The organism is Nostoc sp., from assembly GCF_036919895.1.
GTDB lineage: Bacteria > Cyanobacteriota > Cyanobacteriia > Cyanobacteriales > Nostocaceae > Nostoc.
Map to the genome: position 1 here is coordinate 1 of NZ_JBALBW010000078.1, position 13,211 is coordinate 13,211.

General features: G+C 40.2%; 11 protein-coding genes. 4 read left to right on the top strand and 7 right to left on the bottom strand.

The annotated features are described in order from the left end of the window. Positions 1 to 106: 106 nt before the first annotated feature. The 5 genes from V7K55_RS15655 to ruvC all read right to left on the bottom strand — a co-directional run bounded on the left by V7K55_RS15655 (position 107) and on the right by ruvC (position 5,003). On the bottom strand, positions 107 to 1,231 hold the full coding sequence (locus tag V7K55_RS15655) for a P-aminobenzoate N-oxygenase AurF (RefSeq protein ID WP_334832772.1): 1,125 nt from the start codon (positions 1,229 to 1,231) through the stop codon (positions 107 to 109). Between the two features lie 39 nt (positions 1,232 to 1,270). Continuing rightward, positions 1,271 to 2,176 (bottom strand): ferritin-like domain-containing protein, encoded by a 906-nt coding sequence (locus tag V7K55_RS15660; RefSeq protein ID WP_334832774.1) that lies wholly within the window; start codon positions 2,174 to 2,176, stop codon positions 1,271 to 1,273. A 224-nt stretch (positions 2,177 to 2,400) separates the two neighbouring features. Further along, complete coding sequence (locus V7K55_RS15665) at positions 2,401 to 3,432, bottom strand: aromatic ring-hydroxylating dioxygenase subunit alpha (protein WP_334832776.1); 1,032 nt, start codon at positions 3,430 to 3,432, stop codon at positions 2,401 to 2,403. A gap of 5 nt (positions 3,433 to 3,437) precedes the next feature. After that, complete coding sequence (locus V7K55_RS15670) at positions 3,438 to 4,178, bottom strand: hypothetical protein (protein WP_334832778.1); 741 nt, start codon at positions 4,176 to 4,178, stop codon at positions 3,438 to 3,440. A 333-nt stretch (positions 4,179 to 4,511) separates the two neighbouring features. Next, positions 4,512 to 5,003, bottom strand: coding sequence for a crossover junction endodeoxyribonuclease RuvC (gene ruvC, locus V7K55_RS15675; RefSeq protein WP_334832780.1), 492 nt, complete (start codon positions 5,001 to 5,003; stop codon positions 4,512 to 4,514). A 174-nt stretch (positions 5,004 to 5,177) separates the two neighbouring features. On the opposite strand from ruvC, the gene V7K55_RS15680 reads away from it, so the two are divergent. Next, a complete protein-coding gene (locus V7K55_RS15680; protein ID WP_334832782.1) occupies positions 5,178 to 6,548 on the top strand; it encodes a gluconeogenesis factor YvcK family protein in 1,371 nt (456 codons plus the stop codon). 111 nt (positions 6,549 to 6,659) lie between these two features. Next, the gene (gene tsaE / locus V7K55_RS15685; RefSeq protein ID WP_334832919.1) at positions 6,660 to 7,115 is read left to right on the top strand and encodes a tRNA (adenosine(37)-N6)-threonylcarbamoyltransferase complex ATPase subunit type 1 TsaE; all 456 of its coding nucleotides are present in this window, start codon (positions 6,660 to 6,662) and stop codon (positions 7,113 to 7,115) included. Between the two features lie 877 nt (positions 7,116 to 7,992). On the opposite strand, the gene V7K55_RS15690 is transcribed toward tsaE, so the two are convergent. Both V7K55_RS15690 and V7K55_RS15695 read right to left on the bottom strand, forming a co-directional pair. Continuing rightward, entirely contained in the window at positions 7,993 to 9,168 is a 1,176-nt protein-coding gene (locus V7K55_RS15690; protein WP_334832784.1) for a patatin-like phospholipase family protein, read from the bottom strand. A 416-nt stretch (positions 9,169 to 9,584) separates the two neighbouring features. Further along, positions 9,585 to 10,928 (bottom strand): dihydroorotase, encoded by a 1,344-nt coding sequence (locus V7K55_RS15695; protein WP_334832786.1) that lies wholly within the window; start codon positions 10,926 to 10,928, stop codon positions 9,585 to 9,587. Between the two features lie 384 nt (positions 10,929 to 11,312). On the opposite strand from V7K55_RS15695, the gene lepB reads away from it, so the two are divergent. Further along, the gene (gene lepB / locus V7K55_RS15700) at positions 11,313 to 11,954 is read left to right on the top strand and encodes a signal peptidase I (RefSeq protein WP_334832788.1); all 642 of its coding nucleotides are present in this window, start codon (positions 11,313 to 11,315) and stop codon (positions 11,952 to 11,954) included. A gap of 109 nt (positions 11,955 to 12,063) precedes the next feature. Then, a complete protein-coding gene (locus V7K55_RS15705) occupies positions 12,064 to 12,846 on the top strand; it encodes an MOSC domain-containing protein (protein ID WP_334832921.1) in 783 nt (260 codons plus the stop codon). Positions 12,847 to 13,211: the final 365 nt, after the last annotated feature.

A 13,211-nucleotide genomic window follows, 5' to 3' on the forward strand; every position in this document is an offset into this window, starting at 1 on the left:
TAATTTCGATTTCAGACACGATAATAGATGCTTGAAGTATAACTGGCGCTGCATCTTACCATATCGCGTCTACATTTAGAATGAAATAGCCCTGCTGTTCAAACCCTTAAATTGCCCTCTTTTGAGTTGCCAAATATCGAGAAATTGAATTAGTAGCCATCAGTGACATATCCCGATTACGTTGCCAAAGATAATCGAGTTTTTCAACATACACCTGATAAGATTTCATCGCCTCCTGATGAGTTAAAAAACTGCGCTGCAATCCTTCCGACTCCTCCGTAAAACAACGCCGCATCATTTCCTTAGCATCCTTATCACTCATCTCAAAAGTAGGCGATCGCAACACCCGATAAATCTTGCCATACAGCGCCGGATCGTACCAAAAAATCCCGTTAATTGCCGCAGAAAAATGAAAATGATCGCGCTGACATCCCAGCAATCCTAAATTAGCAACCAGTTGCTCAAAACCAGTCGGTGGCTTCAGGCAAGTGACAACATCGTGAGATATAATTGTCGAACTATTGAAATGAAAACTTTCATCCATAAAATGATAATAAGAGACTTTAGCCGGAATGGGAGCCGCTTCAGGATGAGGATGTTTTTGATAATAATTGCTGAGTTTATGCTGTACTAACTTGCCGTTTAGCGTCCTTACTCCTCGGACTGTGAAATACTGACAAGCCAAAAAAGTATTATTTGCAGAAATCAGCCCAAAGTATTGAAGTTGAATTTTTTTCCACCAAGTTTTTAGAGCATTGGTGTCAGCATAAACCATCGTTTCTGTAAAGGGGCCGCGCATGGGGTAGGTAAAGATCAGTTCCCCAAACAACGCTTGTTCAACCTCTTTGGCAATTGTGCGGAAGGCGTTAATGTGCGATCGCTCTTGGGCGGATTCCAAGTCTAATGTATCGCAGATTAAGCGAAAATCTTCTTGAGCATAAAGTCCGGCTGCACTGGTTTGATTGAAAAAGATAGTGGCAATTTCAGCAGAAACAATTTGTGAGTAATAAGCTACCCAGTAAAGTTGGTTCAAAATTATACGCTGATGTTGGCTGGACTGTTCCCATAAAGGTGTACCATATAGTAGGGAAAACTCTTCTGGATTCCAATACTCGTTTTGACAATCTTCATAGCGAAAATTGGTGACAGCTTCATCCATTAAAGCAGTATGATCTTGCTGTTTATTGCGAGTGTGGTTAATTTGTAATTTGCGATGAATAGTTTTTTCCATATCCGTTTTGATTTAACGCAGAGATAAGATTGATCTTGATTACACACATAGATGGGCGGGGAAAGGTTGAAAGGCTCCGCGTTCTTCTAAGGTTTGCAGGATAGACTGGGCTGATTTTATCCCCATGAGCGATCGCAATATTTGTAATCGCGTTCCACTATGGGTTTCAGTATCCAGTTCTTCTAGAATTTGGATTTTTTGCGATCGCGTCAGATGTCCTTTTACTTGTTCGACTGCTGTTAGAACGCTTTGTGGCCCCACCTGTACCATAAACAAAAACTGTGCCAATACATCGAGAATTGTTGTTTGACTCAATGCTGAAACAGTAATTTGATTAAACAAGGTGGTTCCCGTGGCGTGATGACGGGATTCAGATTGTAAAAAACTAGAAAAAAGTTCTGCTAAAACTGGATAGCGGCATTCCTTTGCTAAACGCCGATAATGGCTTAAACCCCATCCTTCTAAAACCACTTGCAGCACAAACAATAAAACTGTTTTCTCTGCACTTTCAACCACTTCTGATAGTAAGCGCAAAAACGGATCGTCCGTGCTAGTTACTTCCATTTCTGGTAAAAAATGGCTAATTTGGTGAAGGTGGGTAGCTTCATCAGCCGTAAACAATGCATAAAGCATTCGTTCTTCAACTGTTTCTGCTAACAGTAGCATTTTTGCCATGTAGCCAACCCCTGCTTTCTCAATGAAATATGATTCTTCTAACAAACTGCGGTTGGCAAGTTCCAGAATAGCAGATTGTTCAGTAATATTAGATTGTTGAAAAACTTTGACTTGATGTAAGTTGAAAAAATCAGCATCCCAATAATTTAATTTTGGGTAATTAGCAAAATTATTCTGATTGGGTAATGCTGCTGTTAATATCCGTCGTAAACTGTTATGAGAATCTGTATGTGGTAGGTCAAAACCGAAAATCTTATATTTAAAATCCATGTTTTTACTGTTTAATTAAAGTGGATTTGTGATTATATCGCAATCCTATTTGATTTATAAAGATTATCGAACCGCCAAGCCGCCATCGCGCAGCATCTCGTTAAAGAAGAGCGCCAAGAGAAGGAAGAAAGAAGTTTACGAATCATTTAGGACTGTTATACCAATTCTCCATGAGTTTGCGCTGAATAATTACTCCTGCTCTCTTGGCGTACTTGGCGGTTCGTTTAATAATTAACTGCATCTTCATAGCGATTAACAGTTTCCCAAGTTCCCCAGCTTAAGGCTTTCTGGTGATTAACGTGCTGAATAAATTCCAGAATAGATTGATCTGCTTTAGTCGGAGTCTTCAAATCAAACTGAATTGTTTGAAATACCTGTGTATCCCCTTTGGCAAAGTAATTACCAACTCGCTGAGTTAACCATAACAAACCACGATTTAAAACCCATCCCCAAAACCCCGAACGCTTAGGAGTCACAAGAATTGTTTGCCCTTCAGTTTTACCACCTTCTATCATTCGCAGCGTAAATATAATATAGAAGTGCAGGAAATCTGGCCCTAGCGTCACAGTGCCAGTGCTGCCATACCAGTAACACATACTATAAGTAACTTCGTTGCGATATAGAGGACGAATCAGGCGAATTAACCAAGAATCATCACCTCCCCGTGTAGTGTTGCTGAAGGTAATAGCGTTGGGATTGAGGTGTTGAGAATCAAATACAATCTCTAAAGGCAGATTGTGTACTGTATTAAAATGGTGAGCATCAATCGCATTAATTAGCAAAACATTGGGATGGCAGTTTTTGACAAACCGAGTCCCCAATATATGATCGCAATCTGCCTGTTCTAATTCTGGTACAAAGGGCAGCGAACTTGGCTTTTCTTCTCCCACCCAAACCCAAATAATGCCGTATTTTTCCGCCGTGTGCCAAGTTTTAATACACACGGGTAGCGGTTTTCCGAGAGAAGGAACATCTACACAAATTCCGCGACTGTCATACTTCCAATTATGAAAAAAGCAGCGAATTCCATCACCTTCTACCTTACCTTCTGCTAAATGAGCGCCCATGTGTGGACAATAAGCATCTACAGCTACTACCTGATTACTAACTCCCCGATAAATTGCCAGATTTCTACCTAGCAAACTTATAGCTTTTATCTTGCCAATTTTTAATTTTTTCGATGGTAATGCCCAGTACCATCCCTCTATAAATTGAGTTGGATTGTTAAAGTTTGATTGTAGGTTTGTAGATGGCATAAAATTTAAATTAAAACACAATCTTGCACAAATTCTAACGATGATTCTGACTCCCACATCCGTTTTCCAGCACGAGTGAGATTGTCATAGTTAATTTCAGTTAAACAAACTAATTCATCCCCTACCCGATAGCCGGGATTTTGTTCTTCAAAAAACTGGATATGGGGGTTAGTCTGTCTTCCTGTGGGGATTTCAATCAAACCCTCACGAAGAATTTGGGGATGCTGAAAATGGACGATACCAGTTGCTTCTTGGTACAAACTACCATAGTATTCGCGTGCTAAATTCCCCATTATATTTTCAACATCCGCAGGTGTTGTAACATCATAACGGGGGTAGAAATCTTGCCAAAAAGTAGGGAGAAAACGATAAGTGCGAAAACCAGAGCAAATTAGCAGCCAGTAAAGTTTATTTTCTGCATAGTGTTGACGAAGAAAATTGATAGCGGCAATCCAACTTCGTGGTAGTGTTGTACTCGACCAAGCACTAGGATCGACAATAGTGTCGCCGGAATACACCACACTAATTTTTTCTCCCAAAAAAGTCTTTTGGCATAACATCAGAGTTGAAAATCCTTTGAGTGCGTTGGATGTTTCATCTCTCAACAACAAAACCCAGTTTTTGCGCTCTAGATCAATTTCAAATCCATCCCAGGTTATACCTTGGAAGTGATTTTGCAGCAACGCATACATGGCGGTGCGATCGCCTGGCTGCAAATTTTGAACAGGAATCAGCAAACTCTTCATTATTCGTAAATTACCTAAAATCGAGTGGTAAGATGTTTTTAATTAACACTTTATCGACCAAATTAGTAAATTTACGGTGTGGTGTGACAGATTCAAAAATGGTTATTTACGCTACAATTATATATTCACACTAAGCTAATCGGCATCGAAATTGCAAAATAGCCACTATTACCCTTGTGTTTTATCTTTCGATGCCACTTAATGACTTTCTAAGTATATGTAGCGTGTGTTAGGCTTAAGCCGTAACGCACCTGATTCCAAGGTTTTTGGTGCTATATATTGGTACTGATGTGCCAGTTAGAAAAGAAGTTTATTTATTGTTTGCGTATAAACCTACAGCTGATACGAAGCCGTCAAAGCCACCGCCAAAGCATCCGCAGCATCATCCGGCTTGGGAATCTCATCTAAATCTAACTCCCGCGCTACCGCCTCTTGAACTTCCGACTTATCCGCATTGCCATACCCCGTTAAAGCTTGTTTAATTTGAGCCGGAGTAAACTCTATGTAAGGAAGATGACACTGACCCAACACCAAAATGAGTACACCCCTTGCCTGAGCAACCAGGATTGTATTTGACATCCGATAGAAAAATAGTTTCTCGATCGCTACCAAATCTGGTTTAAATTCTTCTATCACGGTGTGTAAATCATCAAACAAGATACATAGCCTCTGTCCCATTTCTACATCTGCTGATGTTTTAATTACCCCAAAATCCAGCATATTTACTGTAGTTTCTTGCACCTTGTTGGAAATTTGTGTATAGGTAATTACCCCAAACCCTAAAGTTGCCAGTCCTGGATCTAATCCTAAAATTCGTTTTTCCATTCAATTCACTTTTAGTAAGCCACGCTATTGTTTAAGTGGGAATACTGGCAATCTTAACCACTTGCTCTTAGTCTAATGGAATAGACAAATATAATAGTTTCACGCCTAGTGTTTTAAACCAAGTGGTGTACATTTTCTGTTAATTATTGTTTGTAGCACTGCTGTAAATCAGGTATGTCAATTGGTTTTCTCAGACAAGCCCTCAACGCCCTGCAAAAGCAGTCGCGTTCTCGTACTTCCTATCGGGTTAACCAGTGGTTCAAATGGTTATCCCCTGGACTATCGGTAAAACGTTGGTTGTTGATTAGTGTTGGGGGTGTACTGCTGACAAGTTTGGGGTTAGCTATCTGGATTAAGCTGACCCCAATTTTTTGGATGATCGAGTTGTTTCGGAATTTCCTGGGAGTAATCACCAACGTCTTACCCAACTATATCAGTGGGCCTTTGGTGCTGCTCGGTGGCTTGCTGTTGGTGCTTTGGGGACAAACTCGCACCGTTGGCTCAATTACTAAGGTACTAAGAGCAGAAGGTGGAGAAGAACTCATCGATGTCTTGCTGGCACATCATCGATTGTACCGAGGCCCGAAAATAGTGGTAATTGGTGGTGGTACGGGACTTTCTACGTTGTTGAGAGGACTGAAAACTTACAGCGCTAATATTACTGCTATTGTCACTGTAGCCGATGATGGTGGATCTTCTGGGCGGTTGCGTCAAGAATTTGGAGTGCTACCACCAGGGGATATCCGCAATTGTTTGGCTGCGCTAGCAGATGAAGAAAAGTTATTAACAGAATTGTTTCAATACCGTTTTCGGGCTGGAGATGGGTTAACGGGTCACAGTTTTGGTAATTTGTTTTTAACGGCAATGAGTGATATTACTGGAGATTTAGAACAAGCAGTTGCAGCCAGTTCTAAAGTGCTAGCGGTACGAGGACAAGTACTACCAGCAACTCTCAGTGATGTTCGCCTCTGGGCAGAATTAGCTGATGGTCGCCGGATTGACGGGGAGTCTAGCATTCCTAAAGCTGGGGGGAAAATTGTCAAAATTGGTTGCATTCCAGCTAATCCTCCAGCAGTACCAGCAGCGATTAAGGCACTTAAAGAAGCTGATTACATTATTATTGGGCCGGGTAGCCTTTATACAAGCCTGATTCCTAATTTATTAGTACCAGAAATTGCCGATGCGATCGCTCAAACATCTGTCCCCCGTATTTATATCTGCAATATAATGACTCAACCAGGAGAAACTGAAGGCTATACTGTTGCCGATCATATTAGATCGATTGATGCTGCTTGTGGGCAAAGACGGCTATTTGATGCTGTACTAATCCACAAAAAATCCCCCTCGGAGCAATCACTCGTCCGCTACGCCCAACAAAATTCCTATCCCGTTTTTCTGGATAGAGAAGCTGTGATTCAGCTAGGGCGAAGGATTGTTCCAGCTAATGTTTTGTATGAAGATGAAACGGGTGTTGTCCGTCACAATCCGCAGAAACTAGCACAAGTATTGTTGCGGTGGTACGGTAGAGGTCATCATGCTAGGTAGTCATTAGTCATTAGTCATTAGTCATTTGTCATTTGTCATTTGTCATTTGTAAATAACCAATGCCCAATACCCAATGCTCAATGCCCAATGACTAATATAATTGATGAAAATATGAAAATTTTTCTTGCAGATACAGAGGCGACACTACACTTAGGTATTACTCTCGGAGAGTCCCTGACTCCTGGCAGTGTAATTTTACTAGAAGGTGATTTAGGCGCTGGTAAAACTACCCTAGTTCAAGGTATTGGCAAGGGTTTGGGAATTACTGAATGTATTGTCAGTCCTACTTTCACCCTGATTAATGAGTACACGGAAGGACGGCTCCCCCTTTACCACCTGGATTTATACCGCTTGGAACCAGAAGAAGTTGCAGCCCTGAATTTAGAAAGTTACTGGGAAGGTGCTGAGATTATACCAGGAATTGTGGCAGTTGAATGGGCGGAACGATTGCCCTACAAGCCAGATAGTTATCTGAGTGTGAGTTTAACTTATGGGGATGGGGGTACTCGTCAAGTCGAACTCATACCATTCAATTGTGCCATTAACGAAGTCATTGGTGCTATCTAAGTTCATTTCCCGACCCAAGTACGAGAGATTTCACCTTTCTAGATCGCAACACTAAAAAATTTCTGCCAATAGTCGAGGGAGAACTCCACACTCGTCCTATCTACCACTACCACGTTCACCACTGTCAGTCACTAACATTGTTCTCTCTACCAAAAATAAACGAAATAATTGTTCAACAGCAGATATATTGCAATAGGGTTCAGTTAAAGCTAAAAACAGAGATCCAAATAGGTTGAGTTGAAATATGGTTCTTTTGAATCAAAGTTTTGATAGGTTTGTAATCAGCACTAAAGTGCTTAAAAAGTCAATAATTAAAGTCCTTACTATAAATATGTATGTCCATCAGAATTAATAAGACAGACCACTACTACTTCTTCCGTACCTCTGAGATATTCGAGATTGACACCTACTAGCTTTATTGCTGTAATCAGCAGTTAAAAAATGATTTAGATGGTATGTAAATAAAGCAAATGCAAATAAACTGTTGTTGGGTAAATGAGAGTTTGACAGAACTTAGTAAGCCTGAACCAGATTAGTTACCTACTGTGATTCGGAGATCCAATCTGGGTTAGTGAGTAGCGAAAGCTAGTAGAGAAAAATTAAACAAAGTCAAGTTCTGTATAAGTCGTTTAACTTTCCTTACACTTAGTATTCCCAACTTGTGTTCATAATCTATACCAAGTAATAAATTAATTTTCGATTTTTAATTATTTAAAATATTTTTAACTAGCAAATAATTCTTAGATTAACATCTGTAATTAGCACTGGGATCGAGACACTATTAACTAAAACATCTCGTATTTTTACAGGAATTATAGTAGAAATACGAGATGTTATACCCGAAATTACTTTATGTTAATATGCCTACGTGGATGCACTAGTTATCTCGAATAAAAGAAGCAATCGCCTTTTTGATCGGAGAACCAGAGTCATCTCTGGTATAGTACGTAAGACCTCGATCGATAAATGCAGAGGTAGTATCTATTAACTGCTGAATAATCTCCGCGCTAGCATCATCTATTTCTTCAGTGACTTTTTCCCCTGTAAATCGGTTTTTTCGATCTTCTGGAGGTAATACAATGCGAGGATCTTTATAAGTTTCTTTTGGCTTGGGTTTAAACGTCTCATTTAAGTCAAACTGAAGGCGTAAGTAACGTTTAGAATCATATCCACCCATGATTTGTCGGCAAATCGTACTATCAATCTCAGATGTAGGTTCCATAAAGATATTAGTCAGATTTTGTACCCAGTCTAAGCCTCTCCATTTGCTTATTTGCTTATATTGATATGGTTCACCAGTTTGACCTGTGCCAATAGAAAGGATAGAAATATCTTCCAATCGCAGATTATTCAATTTATATTTTTGCTTGATTGTCGAAGATATTGAAGACTGACTTATCCTCATCACTAAACTCAAAGCTGCAAGACAAGGGTTATTAGCAGAGACTCCACCATCAATGTGTGGAAATTCCCAATCACCAAATTTTTCTTTATCTATAGGTTCTAATTTATATGGTGGGAAAAAACTGGGCGCTGAGGCAGAAGCGGTACATATTTCCCATAAATAACAGTCATCGTACCATCTGTCTCCTAAATCTGGATGACAGTTTGTAAAAAAGGTTGTATTCCGATATAGCGTATCGTAGGCAAGAATTAAAATAATCGGTTTTTCAATATCCTTTATTCTTGTGGATTTGTACGTGTCTTTGAGGACGCTAGTAATTCCATCATGAGAATATTTAGCTCCTGAGAACACATCAATAATTGATTTTATGATGGGTGGTAAGTTTTTGTAGCGGTTTTTTATAGCCGGTGGAAATATATCTTTACCCCGCTCTGTATACAGTTTAATTAGTTCATCACTCTCTTTTCCAACAGCAATCCCTCCTGCTAATATTGAACCGGTAGAAGTGCCAGTAATCAGGTCAAAGTACTCATGTAAAAAGTTTCCTTTCCCCTGACTTCTAATTTCTTTTTCTACTTGTTGAAGTATTCGTGCTGCAACGACTCCACGAATACCGCCACCGTCTAAAGCCAAAATTTTGAATGACATAGCAATTCTCCTTGATTATTTCTATAGCCCCTTTTTAAGAGGGGTTAGGGGATATTCCCTCGGTAAACAAGCTAACCGAACTGTATTGCATAAGCACAGAGTGGCTTCCCGCACGTTAGGAAACAAAGGAATAAGAGTTTCAGAGAGTTATTGTGTAAGTCCTATAGTTATTGAAAATTTGACTTGAAACACTTATAAATAAGCTCAGGGTTTTAAGTTGCAATTTATGATACAGCGACAAGTCAATACCCTTTGGTTGAGAGGGTAAAGGAGGAAAAACAAGAATTTTCATCTTTTAGCTTTAACGAAACCACATTGGTCTAGTCTTAACTCTGGATAGATGAAAATCTTGCCCGTTCAAGTATGGCTTTGATGTAAAATTATTTGTCTACTACGTAAGCTTAAATAAATATTTGCTATAAGAAAGTTAAAGCTTGACCATGCACTTCCGTATTGACCTGACCTTTGTCATAAACTATTTCACCACCGACAATAGTTGTTGTAGCCCAGCCAGTAAGGTTCCAGCCTTCAAAGGGACTCCAACGGCATTTGGTTAAAAGCTCCTCGCGGCGGACTGGACGGTATGTGTTTAAATCTACAAGCACTAAATCGGCATCGTAACCAGGTGCGATCGCTCCTTTATTAGGAATACCATAAGCTACAGCTACGTTCTTAGACATCCAGTTCACAACTTGGGCAACAGTACACTTTCCCTCCATCGCCGCAGTTAGCATCAATGCTAGGGAAGTTTCCACCCCAGGCATTCCCGAAGGACTATTGGGGTATTCTTGAGCTTTTTCTTCTAAGGTGTGGGGTGCGTGATCTGTAGCGATGAAATCAATCACGCCATCGCGCAAAGCTTGCCAAAGAACTTCGTTATCGTGGGGCGATCGCAAAGGTGGATTCATCTGTGCTAAGGTACCAATCTTTTCATAAGCACTGGTATTCAACAACAAATGCTGTGGCGTTACCTCTGCTGTTACCCAACTAGGTTTCTCCTGACGCAGCAAATCTGCTTCTTCGGCTGTTGACAAATGGAGAATATGCAGACGACGTTGATATTTTTGAGAAAGTTTTAATGCCAGTTGGGTTGCTAGCATTGCCGCTTGATTATCTTGAATTTGCGAGTGAACGGCTGGGTTGTGGATGTTGGCAAATTCTTGGCGGCGTTGATTGATTCTAGCTTGGTCTTCGGCATGAACGGCAATCAAGCGAGCCTGCTTTGCAGGAGCTTCGCTAACGCCTTTCGCAAATATCGCCTCCAATGCTGTTTCGCCATCAACTAGCAACTGACCGTGCATCGACCCCATGAAAATCTTAATTCCTGGTGTTGGCTTTGCCAAAAGCAAATCTGGGAGATTCTCTGCTGTTGCCCCAATAAAAAAGCCATAATTAACCACGCACTTTTGTGAGGCCCGGTCTAGCTTATCGTCTAAAGTCTGCTGTGTCGTTGTCAGGGGGCGCGTATTAGGCATTTCTAAAAAGGAAGTGACTCCACCTTTAGCACACGCACAGCTGGCGGTGAATAAATCTTCCTTGTGTTCTAGTCCAGGTTCGCGAAAATGTACCTGCGGATCGATAACTCCCGGCAACAAAGTTAACCCTTCTGCGTCAACTTCAGTGGCTAGTGGTGTTTGGGAGATTTCTGGCGCAACTTCGACTATTTGGCGATCGCGCGTCAACACATCCCCAATCATCAGTTCACCATTGGGTAAGACTATGCGAGCGCGGCGAATCAGTAAAATTTTTGGAGATGACATAGGGCTAATAAAGTTCACACAGGGAGCTATATATTACAGACAGACAACTATGATTTTAGGTTAAACTTAGTCGCACTCTGACTGTTAAATTTTTTGCCGCGCGTTAAAAAAAGTTTACTTTTAATCTATGAAGTACTCTGTAAATCAATTTTGGATTTGGGATTGACCTTATCCTACAAGGGATAAGGTTTGGGGATTTTAGATTGTTTTCGCCTACCAGAGACCAGTGATAATCCTCAATCCAAAATCTAAAATCCCCAATCTAAAATTGGTAGTCAGGATGCAAACATAATCAGGAAATTAAAATTTTCCCGTTAAGATTAACAGATAAAGTCTCACTAGGTGAGTTAATTACCTATATCTTTCCTTCCGTTAAGTAATTTCATGCAAAATCAAGTGCCTGATAACAACTCTAGTCAACAACCCGATAATTCCTGGATCGCAGAGCTAGGTAGAACAATTGTATTGAGTATTATTCTAGCTCTGGGTATTCGTACCTTTGTGGCTGAAGCACGATGGATTCCTTCTGGATCGATGGAACCGACTCTGCATGGTACGCCAAACCAGTGGGAAGCCGACAAAATCATTGTCGATAAATTGAAATATAAATTTGCTGACCCGCAGAGGGGAGACATTGTGGTATTTTCACCTACGAAAGAGCTGCAAAAAGAACAATACCAGGATGCTTTTATAAAACGGGTGATTGGCTTACCTGGAGAACAAGTACAACTTAAAGATGGCAAGGTCTACATTAATAATAAACCCCTACCAGAAGCTAATTATCTCAGTTCTGGCCAGACCACTGTCATTGATGTTTGCCAATCAGGGCCACAGCCACCTTTTTTAGCAAGACCCCAGACTATACCAACCGATTCATACTTGGTTCTAGGTGATAATCGTACCAATAGTTACGATGGACGCTGTTGGGGTGTTGTCCCCCGCCAAAATATTATTGGACGGGCTGTAGTTCGCTTCTGGCCTCTAAATCACATTGGGGGAATAGACAAATCGCCACTATATCCATAAATTAACAATATTATTAGGTGGATAAGTAACAAAAGAATTTTAGATTTTAGATTGGGGGCTGCTAAATCACCAATCTTTAATCCCAAATCCCAAATCTAAAATTGCTATGATGCCTTACCTAGCTAAGATTTTACTGTATCCAGTAAAATCACTGGATGGTGTTGAAGTTGAAAAAGCTACAGTTCTTGCCAGTGGCGCACTACAGCATGACCGCGAGTTGGCTATTTTTGACGAACAGGGTAAGTTTGTCAATGGCAAACGTCATGCTAAAATCCATTTACTAAGGACGCAATTTACACTCCTCAATAGAACTATCTCGTTACAAATTCCAGGCGGCGACTCACAACAAATTTTTCATCTGGATGATAATCGGCAAGCCCTAGAAGCAACTTTAAGTAATTATTTTGAGTTTGCTGTTACATTAAGACAAAACTCCTTGATGGGCTTTCCTGACGATACACGCTCACCAGGGCCAACGGTAATTAGTACAGCAACGTTGACAGAAGTAGCTTCTTGGTTTCCCGGTTTAAGTATAAATGAAATCCGCCGTCGGATGCGTGCCAATATCGAGATTGATGGTGTACCAGCATTTTGGGAAGATCGGCTATTTAGCGAACAAGGTGATTTAGTCTCCTTTCGAGTCGGAGATGTGGATTTATTTGGGGTTAATCCATGCCAGCGTTGTATAGTCCCAACCCGCGATTCTTACTTAGGGGAAGCTTACCCAAACTTCCAAAAAATCTTTGCAACCCAGCGACAAGCAACTCTACCAAATTGGGTTGCTTCATCCCCTTTTAATCACTTTTACAGATTGAGTGTTAATACCCAATTACCTGCATCGTCAGCCGGAAAAATTTTACAAATCAGTGATGAGGTTGATATACTTCTATAAGTAAATTAATATTTTCTTACAATAAAAAATACTAAGTAAATTTTTTTTGCATTTTTTTTGTTTTTACTATGTATTTGGATGACAATTTTAAAATTGTTGTAGTTGAATATAATTTTTTGTAACTAGTCCAGGGGTTTTGAGACTGGAAAATCAAGACCTCAGCAATTCAAAATTTAACTTAGGATTGGGTGCTAATGGCGACCAGAATTTTAGAATGGCATACTGTATGCTTATGGGTTAAATTTCAGTTTAGTGGAGCAAATTAAGCTGCGATGTCTATGACGGGCTGTTCGGCGCTGGAGGAATTTAGCTATTTAGTAAATATAAGAACCAAATTCAGAATGCTTTTTTATACTTATTTTTCT